The sequence below is a fragment of the Gammaproteobacteria bacterium genome, from assembly GCA_021648145.1.
GTDB lineage: Bacteria > Pseudomonadota > Gammaproteobacteria > JAADGQ01 > JAADGQ01 > S141-38.
This window is the reverse complement of record JAKITI010000012.1, coordinates 68464-84830: the sequence shown is the minus strand read 5'-3', so window position 1 is coordinate 84830 and position 16367 is coordinate 68464. Positions and strand designations below refer to the sequence as shown.

The window sequence follows — 16367 nt, the reverse complement described above, 5'->3', positions numbered from 1 at the left end:
GTTCATTTTTTTATTGTGAATTTTTTAAATCCGAGGCTAGGATTTTCAATAAGAAACCATGATGTTATGGCAAGCAATAACGTTAAAGTAATGGCAACAAAGAAATGCCAATACTCATCGTGCATACCATAGTAAAGAAACTGATTCACAATTACCATGTGCCAAATATATATGCCGTATGAGATATCATTGCCTTTTAAAAATTTTCCAAAAATTGAAGGTTTAAAATATGCCATTCTAAAAACAATGAGTACGACTGAAAAGAAAATAAGTGGGGAAATTGAATTTCCAAAACCTGTACCGGCGTTGAAAATAAAATAAGCTATAAATATATAGAGTAGTAATAGCGGGAAAAAAGGTATTTTTGCCACATATTTTGAAATTACTTTAAAGTTTCTTTGAATAAATACACCCGTTAAAAACATATAAAACCAAGGTAAAAAACTAACCCTAAATAGTTTCCACCACACTTCATTCGAGTGCTCGTCAGCTAGATTATAAAGAAGTCGATTAAGCACCATAAAAATAATGATAAGAACAATGAGTGTTAAATTTTTTAAATGACGATCTTTGCCAAATACTAGATAGAGTATGGGTGTTAGAATATAAAATTGGAGTTCCACACAAATGGTCCATAGACTTCCATTGAGTACTCCATCACCAAATGCCCTCATAAAATCTGGATTGTAAAACTGAAGAAAAGATATTTTTGCAAAAAAAAGTAGAGTAATATCTTTAAAGGTTGCGCCAGACTCAGAAAAGTATCCTGTAGACCAAACCATTAAAATATTAATAAAAACCACAACTATTAGTGCTGGAAATATACGTAAGGTACGGTTTCGAGTGTAAACACTTAGTGTAGGTGAAACTTCGTATGATTTACTTATCAAGTAACCGCTTATAAAAAAGAAAATTGGAACACCGGGGAAAAGCCTTAGAATTTCAAAAAATAAAGTACCTGTTTTTTCTGCGAACATAAATTCAGCAGAATGAAGTACTGCGACTTGCAGCGCAGCTAACAAGCGAATGAAATCCAGACTATTTTCACGAAAAGTCCAATTATTCACTTTTTTCTAATGGCCTGTTAATCTGTAGTGTTGTTAAAATAGCCCATAACAATAAATTGGAGGTTGATACTAAAACCCGAAGTATGTAGCCCATCATAATAGGTTGGAGATCCTTGACTCGAATTTAACAGGGGTATTGGACACATCGTTATGCACTAACATTCGATTAAGCAGAAAAGCATCAGATTTAGATGAATTCCAACCTTTTCTAGTAGTACAAGCATAGTCATAGGTCGTTTTTACAAGTGATACGCTTCGATCATCAAAATCACCATTAGGATAACAAAAGCCTGTAATTTTATTTTCTAACATGTTTTCTAGCACTGTTTTAGATTGGGCAATTTCATGCTCCAAATTTTTTTCTGACTCAATCATTGTTAAACGCAAATGCTGCTGAGTATGTGATGCAAAGCTTACTAATCCTGAACTCATCATCTCTTTTATTTGTAATGCATTAAGAATATGAGTGGGTTCATTCACTGTAGCCGCTAAGTCTATATTTTGGTTTTCATCAAACCCGTCAAGTATTTTGTATATTTTTTCATCAGGCAATACTTTAAGTTGATTGATAAACTCATCAATCATACTTTCATCCAAATGACTCATTTCTGTTTCAGTCAACCCAAAGTCTGTTAACCATTTTTGCTGCTCTTCTCCAACCTCTGAAAACTGCTTTTCTTTTAACTGAATCAAGATATCAGTGACCCGTTCCGGCCAAAAGTTTTGTGTTGTACCAATCATGGAAGAAACCAGAAATATTGTTGCAGGTACATTTTCTTTTTTTAAAACAGGAAAAGCATATTCGTAATTATCTACCCACCCATCATCAAAAGTTAAAGAGCAAGCTTTTTTAGGAACCGGTTTACCTGCTTTTACTCGTTCAACCCATTCATTCAAATCAACTACTTCAAAGTATTTTTTTAACGTTTGAATATGCATTTTTAATATTTCAGGCTCTACCCGCATACCAGGTTGCATTTTTTTATACTCTGGATGATTCGAAGGCAATATGCGGTGGTAACCTAAAATTAATAACTGGCCTTTTAAAAATGGCCACCTATGTCGCCCAATTAAAGATGCCACAGACTGTATATTCTTTTTTACTATTGACCTAAACATAAATCAAAAAATTACTGGATTTAATTTTCAATAATAGTCGTTAACTTCCACAACACCTACCCTACCTCTCCCATCCATTTAATATTTTTAAATCTATCTTTTAGGGAGTATTCATATACAGCACGACATTTAAAATATGAGTTGGGATAAAACTCGACCTGTTTATTCAACAGCGCTGCTGCAATGCATACATGAAGGCGGTCAGTACGAACCTTAGCAAACTGATTGATATATTTCATTAATCTACTTGTGGTGTATTGAGTAAGGTATTCATTTTTAGTGCCATACTCATATATTTTTGAAAGATCGGCATTTTTTTCTGGAATATTACCTGAAAGGCTCTCAACATCATTTCTAAAGAAATTTGCATTTTCTTTATTTCCAGTCAAATAAGAGTTAATTTCAAACAAAGTATTATTAAGCATTTTATGAATGGAAGGAATATGTGTTGCTCTAGGGTCTTTACGTAATTTATAAATAATTTTGAAATACAGTGCAGATGGGAAACTAATTCTTGGTGAGTTCAAAATTATATCCGGATCTAATTGTAGTGCTAAATCATGATCCAAAAAAAAATTAGCTTTAGATGCATATGTTTTTATGTATTCATATGAAACGTTCTCTCTAGCAAATAAAGTGACATTACTGCCTAGCTCTTTAAGTAAATCTTCATTTTTAGCAATAGTATGAGGTAAGAGAATGAGTTGTTTGGCAGACTTATGGTGCTGAAAAAAAAAATCACGAGTTTCAGGGTATATACCAACAAGGTTCCCTCCACCAGCATATATTACTATTTTACCAGCAGCATCAAAATTTGATGGATCCAATATTTTGATATTCAACCCACTCTCTTTAAATAGCTTAAAAGCGCCCGATGCTATTAACGAGTCCCCTGCATTTCCAGGGTTTGCTCTATAAAATATAACTTCATCTTTTGGCAGGGAATTCAAAACCTGCTTAACTATGCTGATTGACATATATTAATACTCTTTAAGTTTACTCGTAATAAGCCTACACGGGCATATTATTTGTTTTTTTCAATACACTAGAAATACAACGCAATAGTTTCTTTTTATGCGCAGTCAAACTATAGCAGCCAAGTATTCTTTTACGCGCTGCTTCTGAATACTGCTTACGCAGCGGTTCATTTTGATCTATATGAAAAATCATTTTTGCTAACCTGGCACTATTACCTGGCTCAAAAGATTGACCTGTTTTTCCTTCATCAATTGTTTCTGTCAGTCCTTGCAATTCTGATACGAAAATTGGTAGCCCACACGCGGCCATTTCTAAAGATGACATCGGAAATGAGTCCCAACCAGTAGAGGCAATAATTCCAATTTCACATCCTGGTGAAATTTTATCAATATCACTTCTGTAACCTGCAAAAGTAACACTATTTTTCGCCTGAGTACCATCTAAAATTTCTAAATATTGTTTTTCTTCACCAGGGCGGTTACCACATATAAGAAAATGCCAGTTATCAAGGCCATGCACCTCTTTAAGTTTAATCGCAGCATTTATAATAACCTTAACACCTTTTCTTTCTTCCATATGACCAGTATAGAGTGCAATTTTTTTAGTTTTTGGAATATCAAAGCTTTCATTCAAGTAATTTTTTGCACTCGAGTTTGGTTGAAATCTATCCGTATCTACACCTGTTGGAATGACACAAGTATTTTTTTTAAAAATCCCTCTACCATATACTGCTAATTCTCTCATTGCCTCAGATTCAAATATAAATAAATCGGGTTTATTCTGAGTCAAAGCAACCTCAATTCTCTTTAAAAGCAACACATACTTACTATTAAGACTGCTTATCGGCGACCCCCAATATGATATAATAGTTTTTATACCTGCATGCCTCAACATGCTACATATTGAGGATTTCACCTGCAAATCAAATACAAAAGCTGAAGAAATATTATTTCTTTTAATGTAAGAATTCGCCTGAGAAAACATTTCTTGACTCTGATTTTCTGAATCTATTTCAATAACATTACAAAATCCTTTAGGTAAGCTTTTTGGCATACCATTATCGAGATCTTTAAATGCAAAGTGTACGTTCTTTTGACTGCCATACAAACTACATGCTACCTGAAAAAACACCTTTTCTAACGGTGTCATTGCGTACCCAGCATTAGATGGGGTATGAAATATAACAATAATTGCTGACACTGATTACCCCTGATTTATTCATTGATACTTTTTTGAGTTGAATATCCAAAATTTTATTTCTTTCTGTGAACTCCAAAGTGGGTGTGCACGCATGAAGCAATAACTTATGAGCTATAATTAATGTACGGGTAATTTTTTAAGAAAATTCCCCATACTCACCTGTATATGAGAAAATATCACTCTAAATCGCGCCTCAGTTCCTCCGTATGGATCACTAATCGACAGCATAGGAGTATCATCCCAGACACCTAGCAAAGTAGTCTGATAGTTTGCTTTGTTTGTTATTTCACTAAGTCTATCCAAATGTGCAGGCTCCATCACAACAAGCAAGTCAGTATCCAAAAATTCTATATCTTTAAGCCTTGTGGAGCACAGGTGATCCATACTGTAGCCAAACTCTTTTGCTATTTTTATTGCTGTAGGAGTAGGTTTATCGACTCCAGATGCTTCTATACCTGCAGAAATAACTGGAATATCCAGATTATTTGATAGCGCTATAATCTCAGCAAAAGGGCTTCTGCAAATATTACCGATACACACAAAAACGATTCGACTTATTTTATCAATATCCAACTCTTTCGACTGTTTTAAATAGCGGCGCCTAGTCAGACTTTCGATCATCTTCAAAGCAGCATTTCGTCGAATTCCATAAGCTGTGTTAATTGTACGTTTTATCTTACCAGAATTATGACGATCAACAATGTAATCAATTTTAGTAATAATTTTTTCTTGCTCAAAACAATCACTTGGCATGCCTAACCGAGGCAAAGTCAATGATTCATTGTTATCACGACTAAGATCGTTGAGAGAAAGGTAAGCACTCTCCGTTGTAAAAGCGAGTTCAATTCCATTTTCACGCAATACCTGAAAATGATATGGATTATAATCATCTTGCGCACCATTTGGATAAACAAACAGAGGAAGCGCATTAATATGCTTGTTTATCTCTTTTATTGAGCCTTGAATCTCTTCTTTTGCACGTTCATCTGTTAAATTGGACAAAATACAGTGGTTTTTAGTGTGAGGAATAAAGCTCACTCCCTGGCCTTCCAGTCTCTTTACATCATTCCAGCTACAAGGCCTATAATGATCGGGGGCGTTTTCTGGCAATTGAACTTTTAATTTTTCTTCTAGCAACCTTAAGCTTTTATTGGCCTGACCTTCTTCTTGATTTTTTAATAATTCACGCACATCCCTCATTGCAGAAAATTTATTTTCAATGCCTGATAAGTTAAATCTTTGTTTGACACTGTTGCTGGAAATAAAAAACAACTTTGTCTCTTCAGTTGTTTCAAACAAATAGCGTACTTTTGCATCCCATGGCCAACTTTTTTCTGACACAAAATCTGTTATTAAAGCAACTGAAACAGGACAATTGTTTCTCTGAAATACCGGCACACCTTTTTCAATTTGGTCAAGATAGCCATCATCCATTGTAAAGATAAACCTATTCTTTACGACCCCATAAGGAAACTTAATTTGCTGACACAGCTCATCCATACCCATTGGGGTATAACCCTGTTTTTTTAGTTTTTTCAGGAATAACTCGATTTCCTCTACAGGAGTTCCTTCTATCCCACGCTCTTTATCTTCGATTCGATGAAGCATGAAAATAGGAATCACCCCTTCACCCATTCTTTGAAGCAAGGGTTTTATTGGCCTGTGATTTGCTATCAAAACTGGAATTTTTTTAAGTGTGTAAAACATACTATAAAGGGCTACTAATTAGATAATAATCTACAATATGGAAATGAATTTTTCGACTCACCAAAAAGAAATATTTCATCCATGCGCCCCCATTTAAAATCTTTCAATAATTTTTCCAAACGTTGTTCCGTTTTCCCAAGATTCAGGTAGTGCCGAAAACGTGTTCTAGCATCCAGACCTTTCTGCCTGGATTGATCAGGCTCAATTTCCCATGGGTGCAAGTAAAAAACACCAGAAGCATCGTCTTGCTTATTAACACGATTAATCAACCAGCGTGAAACAGGGTATGGAAATAATCTGAAAAACCCGCCCCCACCGCCTGGGAAATTATGCCCAAATAGTTTAACTGTCGTTATTGGGATTTCCAATAATTTTTTATTCTCTTTTGGATAAAATGCAAAACGGGGCGCATGTGGAATTCCATATAGATCATGTTTTACAGGATAAATGCTGGAGCTGTATTCATAGCCAACTTCTTCTAAAACATCCAGTGCCCATAAATTTGACTCAACAATTGAATAGCTCGGTGCTCGATAACCTCGTACCACGCATCCACCCATATCTTCCAACATTTTTTTTGTTCGTTGAATATCCTCACGAAATTCATCTGGTTGCAGCGTTGTAACACGAGCATGACTGTAACCATGGCTTGCCAATTCATGTCCGTCAGCAACGATACGATGAACAATCGCTGGGTAACGCTCCGCAACCCAACCCAAAACGAAAAAAGTCGCCTTGATATTGTGCGCATCAAACAGATCCAGTATGCGATACGTATTTTTTTCTATCTGACAGGGTAACTTATCCCAATCTTCACGTTTTATATATTTTTCAAAAGCAGAGACGTGAAAGTAATCTTCCACGTCTATGGTCATTGCATTGGTTATTTCTTTCATTACAATTCGACAAATTCTTTAATTATTTTTGCAATCCGCAGTGCTGATTTCCCATCCCAATACTCTGGAATACGGCCTGTTTTTCCACCTGTCGTAAAAATATCATTAACGGCCTTAATGATTTTATCATGATCAGAGCCTACAACAATATTGGTCCCTTCTTCTACCGTAATCGGTCGTTCTGTATTTTCCCGAAGCGTGACACAAGGAACCCCCAATGCCGTTGTTTCCTCTTGTATTCCCCCTGAGTCAGACAAAACCATACGTGCTTTAGCCATCAAACCCAGCATATCCAGATATCCCAAGGGGGGTAGCTGTATAATTCGCTCTGAATTAATCAGACTGCCATAAGAAAACTCTTTTATGCAACTCAATGTACGAGGATGTACAGGAAAAATAACAGGTAGCTTTTGGCTTATTTCAGCCACTGCTTCCAGCAAACTTTTCAAAACAACCGGATCATCGACGTTGGATGGTCGATGCAAGGTGAGCACAGCGTAACCTTCTTCACTATCTAAAACTGCCGACTTATTATCAACATTTTCCAGTATTTTATCTAAAGCTGTGGCTTGCGGTAGATTGCGCATGAGTGTATCAATCATGACATTACCCGTGAAGTGAACCCGAGAACTATCAATTCCTTCACGCTTCAAATTATCTATTGCACTTCGCTCAGTAATAAAGAGCAAATCAGAAAGTTGATCCGTCAATACACGGTTAATCTCTTCAGGCATAGCTCGATCATAACTACGCAGTCCGGCTTCAACATGAATCACCGGCACACCTTTTTTCGCAGCCACTAACGCACAGGCAATTGTTGAATTCACATCTCCGACCACCAATATTGCTGCCAGATCTTTTTCATCATCAATGAGCGGTTCAAAGCGCTTCATCACTTCAGCAGTCTGTACCGCATGGCTTCCTGAACCCACTTCCAGGTCAACATCTGGCGTAGGAATTCCCAGCTGCTCAAAAAATTGTAAATTCATTGCGACATCATAGTGCTGACCAGTATGCACCAGCTTGGCATGCAAGCCTTCTGTAGTTTCAAGAGCCGCCATAATCGGTGCAATTTTCATAAAATTCGGACGTGCACCTACTATACAAAAAATTGTTTTGCTGTTTTTCATTTGAAATTCCCTGAGGATCACTACCACTCCAGATTTATACTGCTGTTTATATAGTTTTCAATATAATTCTGTCTTTCTTGTGGCCCTTTACTATCTGAATAAAAATAGCTGACCGACAGTGATGCATTCTGAGCCAGATTCTGTCTGATTGAGAGTTCACTATAATTTATTTGACTCTCTCCGCTTTGAAATGAATTCGTTCTTCTTTCAAGCCGAGAAGAGAGTCTAAGTTCTGCATGTTTTGTTAAACGTTTTTCCCAATACACTCCTGCATTTTTAGATTCCTGAGAACCTGTATTGCCAATATTGGTTTGGTTCTCCATTTTTTCAACAACACCCTCAATTCCAATACGGTTTCCAGCCACATCATAGCCTATATTGAAGTCGGCTCTTTTTCTGATAAAGGCATCTGCACTTAAAGCCAGTGTATTAAATGATGGGGGTTCCACTCTTCCGCTCGCATTAAAAGCTCTGACTGCACTTTGAACCTGCGATACTGTCACAATATCTTCACTGTATCTAAAAGTCTGCTCCAGCCTTCGAGAACGATGCTGAATATCAAGAAAATAAGTACTGCCATAAAATCTCTCTCCTGCACCTATTTTTAGTAGTGTACGACTACTGGGTGCCCATATAAAACCAGCCATCCATAAAGAGCCTACAGGCCGCTCACCCTCAGAATAAGCATAGCTATTATTGTCGTAACCTATATCACTATACATTGCAAAACTTCTGGAAAGCCTGTATTGAAGCGTGACATTCGTCTTCTCTTGGCGAATATCAAAAGCATTACCTGCATCATACTCTATATCACTTCTGGAATAATCAAACGCCCAATTAAACTCACTTTCATTCAGCATTGAATCAAAATGCAGCAACACAGTTTTATTGACATTATCAAGTGAAGAGTCTTCATACAAAGCATTGCCAAATTCATAACGCAATTCGCTACTGATTGAAGAATCAAATATATATTTTATGTATGGACTGATATTGCTATAAGTTTCGTTTCTAACAGAGCCTGGAGAAGCGGCACTATTTACATTATAGAAATTCTCAGGAGAAATAGCACCCTGTGTATGCAGTATTGAACCATCAATAAAAAAGGTTTCACCTAGAAGTTCTTTTGTTACATCGGCCTGGAGCTGGTTAAATCTTATATTACGCTCTCGATCTTCAGAGTAAAAAATATTTCGCATGCGATACCTTGCCATAAGTGTATGCGCTCTACCTTCACTCAAAAGCAAAAAGCCTGGATTCACTTCAAAAATTGATTCGGATTGTTCACTCCCTTTTAACGCTAACTCAATATTATCGGAATAACCCACCCCGCCCGAAAGTTGAGGGGTAAAAGTTGTACTGGCCTGAACACTGGCCATACCTAAAAAAAGCAAACAAACAACAATAGCCTTCAATTTTAAAACTCCGACTCAGGAACGACTTTAGTTTTGTTTTGCATAATCGTAGCCATAACTATACGGCCCATAACCATAGTTTGAACCTTTCGATTTAATGTTACTTTTATTTAAGATTAGCCCTATTATTTTGGATGAATCAAGTAATGACAGCGCATCTTTAATGGCGGATTGAGGGGTTTTTTCTGCCTCAACAACCATTAATATCTGGCTCATTTTTTCAGATAGAACGGCAGATTCAGTGGTCACCAGCAAAGGGGGCGAGTCAAAAACAACAATTCTATCTGGAAACCGTTTTGCCAACTCATCAATCAAATCATCCATTTTGGTGCTTGAAAACAACTCGGTTGCATGTTGGTGAGTGCGCCCTGCAGGTAAAATTCTTAAGTTGGGCACATCTGTATTTAAAATTAAATCTGAGAGCATAGGCACTTCGCCTGTTAAAAACTCCACTAATCCAGCATCAAAATTCTCGATACCCAAGTCCCTTGTGACTGAGGGATTTGCAACATCAGCATCAACCAATAGAACCGTTTTATTCTGCTCCATTGCGAAACTCATCGCCAGATTAATTGCTGAAAATGTTTTACCTTCATTAGGCAAGGAGCTCGTCACCATAATAACATTAGAATTATCGACTCGCTTCTCACCGCGCCCCGCTACATTCATCAACACATGACGCTTGATCCGCCTAAACTCTTCAGAAATCAAACTCCGGCCAGAGTTCGTGGTAATCATTCCAGACTCTTTTAGTTTATTCAGAATTTTAACGTGCTTATGGCTGTTGATGCTTAGTTGTTCACCTGTTAATTGCTCTACTTCAAATTGCTCAGACCTGCCACTTTCAGTCATTGGTTTTTTTGTCAACTCCATATTGCCTTCTGTTAACCTGTCGATTGCACGTTCAATAATACTCATTACCCTAATACTCTAAGAAAAAACTTGTATTCCAACGACAATCCCATACGCAACAAACAGAGCCGATACAGCCAATGAAAAAACTATGAAATTAGATTTTTTATTTAACAACTCTGACTCTTTCCACACTGTTGAAATATTGCCGTACACAGGAAAACCCGAACCATTGGATAACTCATTGGTATTGTCAAAAGTTGGCTTGAATTGAGATAACAGAAATGCAAAAGCAATACCAACACCTAAACCCGCCAGTAGAACCAGCGACATCAGTATAGGCCGACCCGGCCCGGCAGGCACAAGCGGAACAAAAGGGGGGTCAATAACCCTGAACTGACTCTCATCAGCCGCAATTGAAATTTTTGCAGCTTCCCGCCGACTTACAAGTACTTTATAATTTGCATTGATGACATCATAATCACGATTGAGCCTCGACAGATCAGCTTCCACCTGTGGCACTGTATCCACTGACCGCTTCAAATTAGACACTTTACGCTGCCACTCCCTTTTGCGCGCTCCCAATGCCGCGACCTCAGCTTCAACTTTGCCAAGCTCGATTGTTAACTCCTGATAGATCGGGTTTTCTACATCAACATAGTTGCTTTCTTTAGTGTTTAACAACTCATCTTCTAGCTGCTTTTCCAAGGTAATAATTTTTTGCTTAACAGAAATCACATCGGGATGTCTATTAGTAAATTGCAACATGAGAGCATCTCGATTACTTTCCATGTTTGAAATTTTCTCCATCAACATATTAACTGTTACGTCAGTATTTTTTTGTTTTATTGATGAAGCATCGGATAACTGGGACTCAAGCGCTTGCCGACGCTGGATGGCTTCATTCAGCACGAGCCTTGATTGATCCAGATTATCTGTAGCATTCTGCATTCTTGTGAAATAGCCACCCGCTTCTGTTGGCATCAGCCCAATATTGGCACGCTTAAACTCTTTCAAACGATCTTCTGCGTCACGCAGCTTAACCTCAGATTCTTTAATTTGCTTTTCAATAAACTCTTCTGCCCCTTTACTGCCCCCACGTATTGTACCTACAAGATCTTCAACAAAAATATTGAGCACTGACTCAACAACTTCTTTCGCCAAGATAGGGTCACTGTTTTTATATCGTATCGTGTAAATACTATCTTTGACAGTACCTGTGACCTCAATTTGCTTTGCCAGCCCCGCAAGTAAACGCTCTTTTTCTGCCGGAGTGTGCGTCTCCAAATCAAGATCAGTATCACGAACAACCTTTTCCATATTAGGCCGACTTAACAGAGTCTGACGTGATGTCTGTATAATTCTTTCCCTAACGTCTTCATCATCAACGACTATGTCATCCAAAACAGGCTTCAACATCGACTGTGAATCAAAAAAAACTCGAGCCATTGACTCATATTTATCAGGCATCTGTGCGACAAAAGCCCAACCAGCAGCACATACAACGGCAGCAACACCCAAAGCAATCCACCGCCACCGCCATATTTTCCATGCATACTGGTAGATTTGTTCGATATTTTCACGCATTATGCTTTAAACCCTTCACTTCTCTCTTCCATTTTTCGTTAAGTTCTGGTGATATTAAAACCATGACTCAGGAATAATCAAAATATCACCCGCTTGCATCTCTACATTGGCATCAATGTGACCACCACGCATCAAATCTTCAAGAAATACCTGAAACTCTTTTGACTGGCCATTCACTTTACGCACAATACGCGCTTTATTCCCTGCTGCAAATTCGGTAAGCCCTCCCACAGCAATCATCACATCCAACACAGTCATATTATTTCGATAAGGAAGCGCCCCAGGCTGGGCTGCTTCGCCTACAATCCGAATATTCTGTGAATCAGGCCCAAAAAACTCCGTTACAATAACAGTCACTATCGGCTCTTTAATGTAAGTCGACAGTTCTTTTTCAATATCTCGTCCTAACTGCGTCGGTGTTTTATCACTTGCCATCATATCCTCAACCAGCGGGGTCGAAATTCGACCATCGGGCCTTACGGGCAAGGTGACAGAGACATCTGGATTACGCCATACGAAAATATCAATCACATCACCAGGGCCAATCAAGTAGTCCATATCTACGGCTGTTTTTCCAAGTTTTTGGGGCGCTAATGGAATACTCTTGCCCACACAGCCAGTCACAAAAACCATTAACAAACACAAAACAACCCACGGTATTTTTTTCATTTATAAATTCCTTAAGAATACTCTGTAAAACTTTACGAATAATAGCAAAAAAATCAGTTTTAATCTTTACATATATCGCCGAATTATTTCAAGGCAAAAAATCACATTACAACTGCTCTAAAAACGCTTTAGCTTTGTCAATTTCACTAAACGCCAAACTTGAAGGCGAGTTAATTAATTCCTGCAATGCTTTTCGAGCATCATCAGTTCGACCTGATTTGGCTAAAGCGACCGCTAGATGGTAACGAATTTCGGGTATATTTGGTGTCAACACCAAAGCTTTTTGTAATATTTTTTCGCCCCGATCAATTTCACCTTTTTGAACCAGAATCCAGCCCAAAGTATCGAGAACCGCACCATTTTCAGGCTGAAGCCCTGCCGCTTTTTCTGCATATTCCAATGCTTTGGAATCACCTTTTTTATGTAACAACCAGGCCAGATCATTCAATACGAATGCGTTATTTTCATTCTCTTTCAAAATATATTCGTAATGTGGTTGTGCCAAATCATATTCAGCCATTTGCTGATAAACACTTGCCAGTTCAAATCGTCCACGCATATCACTCGAATCTATTTTGAGCCACTCCTCCATCATTTTAATGGCAGTCTCTTTCTGTTGCGACTTATTTAAAGCAATAAATGTTTTCAAAGCTAACGGCTTGTTTTTTTCTTTATTAAAAGCCTTCTGAAAAATTTTTGCGGCAGTTGAAAACTCCTGTCGAGCCATCAACAAATCACCTTCAAGCACATTCGCAGCAATCATATCAGGCGCGCTTTTTTTTAATTTTTGCACGACAGCTAATGCAGCACTCGGTCGATTTTCAAAAAGCTCTAAACGCACCAGCATTGACGCAGCAAGAAGAAGTTTAGGTTCGACCTCCAACGCCGTTTTCAGTGAACGTCTGGCATCACTCAAACTCTTTTGTTGCAATTGCATACGCCCTAAATGCAACCATGCCACTGCTGAATCAGGGCTCTTTTTAGTCAGTTGACGATAGGTCGAAACTGCTGCCTTAGCATCCCCCGCAGCAAATTGAGCCTGCCCAACCATTGCCAACAACCGCATATCATCCGGCGCTTGCAGCAATGCATGACTTAAAGCCTCCACAGCCAACTTAGGTTGGCCTCGTTTCATTTGTATTTCTGCCAATAGTTTAAGTGCTGGAATATGGTCGGGGCTAGCTGCTATAAAACGGTTTAAATAATTCTCCGCCTGTTCCAGATTGTTTTTTGATAAATCAATCGCACCCAACAATAACAAACTGGGATTGTGGCCTGGAAATAATTTAACAACCTGTAATAGTTGCTCCTTTGCAGTATCAAAATCGCCTTGATCATAGGCAATTTGTGCGCGAAAAAATTTAGGGATAGGGTGAGTCGGAAACTCCTTCAGAAGTGCCTCAACTTCACTTAACGCTCTGCTTTCCTGCTTTTGTGAAATCAGCGTTTTAACCCATCCCAAACGCCCCTGAAGCTTCCATAAAATACCGTCCCCACGATCTGAAACAGTTTTAAATGCTTGCTCAGCCACCACATAATCTGCCCCTGAAAAAGCCAGTTCACCTTTTATCAACCAGGCCTCCCAATTGGTTTCATCCGATTTTATTGCATGTTCGACCTGCCTTTTTGCTTCAGCATGACTGTTTTTTTTAATCTCCAGCTTAGCCAAACCCAACAGTGCTTCACTTAAGTTTTCAGACTGTTCAAGTGCTTTTTGATATGCCTGAAGAGCAGATTCACTATTATTCAAGCCTAAAAAAGCACTCCCTCGAACCGCCAATAACTTTGCATTAATCTCTTTTGAGTCATCATTTGATGTATTAATTTCATCAAGAACTTTTTTGAACGCGCCTTGATAGAGAAGAGACTTTCCTAAATAAACAGGCAACAATTCATTCGAAAAACCTCCTTTCAATGCGTGGCGTAACTCTTTTTCTGCATTTTCACCCTGGCGAACAGAGAGATAAGTTTCACCTAATAAAAATCTTGCCTCCGCATTATCAGGGTTGTGACGCAATGCATTTTTAAAGCTGATAATGGCAGAATTCCAGTCACTTTTTGACTGAGACTCCTTCGCTTTTCGAATATGCTCCACATCAGTCATTGAAGGCCCACAACCTGCCAATAACAACACACTTACAATCAAGAGAGAGTAAACTTTAAACTGATAATTATTGACTATTTTCTTTAACATTTTTCATTCCATTAATTGTGCTTTCATACAGCGCCAGGTTATCAACAAGAAATTTCTTCAAACGATCAATGCTCTCTTCGTATACCATATTTTGATCTGTAGCAACCACAAACACTGTAATTTCAGGCCTCCCTAAAAGCACTCCCACAATGTTTAAAACTTTTGCAACATAGGGATTAATAAGCCGTTGATCTTGCACGTAATACCACCGCCATACAATTTTTTCTTTCCCATTAAGTGATTTGATGAGACTCTCTTCCACATCTAAATAGATCTCTTGTGACAAAACAACTCTGGATTTTTTTTGGGAAAATATTTTCCACTGCTTACCATCATAAACCTTGTTATCATCACTCACAGCTTCTTTGCCTTGCGCTTGCTGGGCAAAAAATGAAAGATGAAGAGCAATTTTTTGATTATCACCCGCTCTGTATACCTTTGAAAAAACGACATCTCCTTGCTGAATGACAGGTTGCCAGCTTTCATTTGCATCTGCCGTCACTTCACTCCAATCAGAAGATAAAGCCTCAAACTCTATTGCATCAAACGTATGGCTCTTACTTTGTATATCTGCATATGCAAATACAGCCGGCCCTATCGCAACAGCAATAAACAATAAGGGTAAAACAAACTTATCCGATTTTTTTTTCGATACGGGTTCTTTGATCTGCTGTAAAAGTGCCTTACGCTGAGGCGACAGATAATTATAAAAACGATCGGGAAACAGCCGGTTAGTTACAAATAAATAGGCAAAAAAACCTGCCATAAAAAGCACCCACCCCAGAGAAACATGCTCTACGGTAATAAAGTAGTGCTGCATGGCCGTTTTCTGACCCATCCAGATAATAATATAAACCCGTAATATGTTTGCAGCAAAAGCAATCAAGGCAATACAAACAATATTAATCACCCACGCAACCGGCACCATTCGGTTAAACCATGACATCAAAACCGCTAATGTCACACCGACTACAAACTGATTTACCCCACTACACCCTGGTGCAATTTCAAATACCCCTGCCGGAATCGTAATCAAAAATCCATCTAAAAAAGCAGGTAAACCTGTTGAGTTAAGCAAAGTATCGACTGCCAGAGCAGTTCCAATTTGAAGCAAATTTCCAACCTCTCCAAAAATTGGCATCACCAACAGCAGCAATAAAAGGGGAACAAGAAAAAAAGAGGCACTCTTCCATCCCAGCAAACTATATAAGATAGAGCCCAACAACATTAAAAAACTCAATAACTGAACAATTTGAACATGCCCCAGCTTTGCTAAAAGCCATAAAAAAGAGACCAGGAAAACCAGCAAAACACCCCATAAACTCAGCTTTAAGATGATCTTGTGGCCGAGACTTCGCCATTGCTGCACAAATATAACAATAGCCAGGCCTAACATGAAAAAACCATGCGAGTAAGGTGTGTCCAGAGTCATAGCCCATGTCTCTTGCAGTGGGCTTAATGTCGACCAATAAAGCCAGACGGCCCATGCAAAGAGCAAAAATACTATATTAACTGGTTTTAAAAATATGTTTGTAACGGCGATAGGCACTTAA

Annotated in this window: 13 protein-coding genes; all 13 read right to left on the bottom strand. The window is 38.3% G+C overall.

Annotation, left to right across the window (positions count from 1 at the left end; translation table 11 throughout):
- Nucleotides 1-2: 2 nt before the first annotated feature.
- On the bottom strand, nt 3-1067 hold the full coding sequence (locus tag L3J70_09040; GenBank protein MCF6236496.1) for an acyltransferase: 1065 nt from the start codon (nt 1065-1067) through the stop codon (nt 3-5).
- Nucleotides 1068-1160: 93 nt separating this feature from the next.
- Complete coding sequence (locus tag L3J70_09035; GenBank protein ID MCF6236495.1) at nt 1161-2150, bottom strand: polysaccharide deacetylase family protein; 990 nt, start codon at nt 2148-2150, stop codon at nt 1161-1163.
- Between the two features lie 92 nt (nt 2151-2242).
- Nucleotides 2243-3163: a polysaccharide pyruvyl transferase family protein gene (locus L3J70_09030; GenBank protein ID MCF6236494.1), complete on the bottom strand. Its 921-nt coding sequence runs from the start codon at nt 3161-3163 to the stop codon at nt 2243-2245.
- A 34-nt stretch (nt 3164-3197) separates the two neighbouring features.
- Entirely contained in the window at nt 3198-4364 is a 1167-nt protein-coding gene (locus L3J70_09025; protein MCF6236493.1) for a glycosyltransferase family 4 protein, read from the bottom strand.
- Between the two features lie 117 nt (nt 4365-4481).
- A complete protein-coding gene (locus L3J70_09020; protein ID MCF6236492.1) occupies nt 4482-6071 on the bottom strand; it encodes a polysaccharide deacetylase family protein in 1590 nt (529 codons plus the stop codon).
- A 14-nt stretch (nt 6072-6085) separates the two neighbouring features.
- The gene (locus L3J70_09015) at nt 6086-6967 is read right to left on the bottom strand and encodes a DUF3473 domain-containing protein (protein ID MCF6236491.1); all 882 of its coding nucleotides are present in this window, start codon (nt 6965-6967) and stop codon (nt 6086-6088) included.
- Nucleotides 6967-8097 (bottom strand): UDP-N-acetylglucosamine 2-epimerase (non-hydrolyzing), encoded by a 1131-nt coding sequence (wecB, locus tag L3J70_09010; GenBank protein MCF6236490.1) that lies wholly within the window; start codon nt 8095-8097, stop codon nt 6967-6969. The genes L3J70_09015 and wecB overlap by 1 nt, the downstream gene beginning before the upstream one ends.
- A gap of 20 nt (nt 8098-8117) precedes the next feature.
- Nucleotides 8118-9512, bottom strand: a complete 1395-nt coding sequence (locus L3J70_09005) for a TIGR03016 family PEP-CTERM system-associated outer membrane protein (protein MCF6236489.1) — start codon at nt 9510-9512, stop codon at nt 8118-8120.
- A 27-nt stretch (nt 9513-9539) separates the two neighbouring features.
- Nucleotides 9540-10430, bottom strand: coding sequence for an XrtA-associated tyrosine autokinase (locus L3J70_09000; protein ID MCF6236488.1), 891 nt, complete (start codon nt 10428-10430; stop codon nt 9540-9542).
- A gap of 12 nt (nt 10431-10442) precedes the next feature.
- Nucleotides 10443-11951: a chain-length determining protein gene (locus L3J70_08995; GenBank protein MCF6236487.1), complete on the bottom strand. Its 1509-nt coding sequence runs from the start codon at nt 11949-11951 to the stop codon at nt 10443-10445.
- 54 nt (nt 11952-12005) lie between these two features.
- Nucleotides 12006-12620 (bottom strand): polysaccharide export protein, encoded by a 615-nt coding sequence (locus L3J70_08990; GenBank protein MCF6236486.1) that lies wholly within the window; start codon nt 12618-12620, stop codon nt 12006-12008.
- Between the two features lie 106 nt (nt 12621-12726).
- The gene (locus L3J70_08985; protein ID MCF6236485.1) at nt 12727-14814 is read right to left on the bottom strand and encodes a tetratricopeptide repeat protein; all 2088 of its coding nucleotides are present in this window, start codon (nt 14812-14814) and stop codon (nt 12727-12729) included.
- Entirely contained in the window at nt 14792-16363 is a 1572-nt protein-coding gene (locus tag L3J70_08980) for an EpsI family protein (GenBank protein MCF6236484.1), read from the bottom strand. The genes L3J70_08985 and L3J70_08980 overlap by 23 nt, the downstream gene beginning before the upstream one ends.
- Nucleotides 16364-16367 lie beyond the last annotated feature (4 nt).

Coding starts and splice junctions, on each gene's coding strand:
- L3J70_08990 (MCF6236486.1), bottom strand. CDS start 12,620: ATGAAAAAAATACCGTGGGTTGTTTTGTGTTTGTTAATGGTTTTTGTG.
- L3J70_08985 (MCF6236485.1), bottom strand. CDS start 14,814: ATGTTAAAGAAAATAGTCAATAATTATCAGTTTAAAGTTTACTCTCTC.
- L3J70_08995 (MCF6236487.1), bottom strand. CDS start 11,951: ATGCGTGAAAATATCGAACAAATCTACCAGTATGCATGGAAAATATGG.
- L3J70_09030 (MCF6236494.1), bottom strand. CDS start 3,163: ATGTCAATCAGCATAGTTAAGCAGGTTTTGAATTCCCTGCCAAAAGAT.
- L3J70_09020 (MCF6236492.1), bottom strand. CDS start 6,071: ATGTTTTACACACTTAAAAAAATTCCAGTTTTGATAGCAAATCACAGG.
- L3J70_09000 (MCF6236488.1), bottom strand. CDS start 10,430: ATGAGTATTATTGAACGTGCAATCGACAGGTTAACAGAAGGCAATATG.
- L3J70_09015 (MCF6236491.1), bottom strand. CDS start 6,967: ATGAAAGAAATAACCAATGCAATGACCATAGACGTGGAAGATTACTTT.
- wecB (MCF6236490.1), bottom strand. CDS start 8,097: ATGAAAAACAGCAAAACAATTTTTTGTATAGTAGGTGCACGTCCGAAT.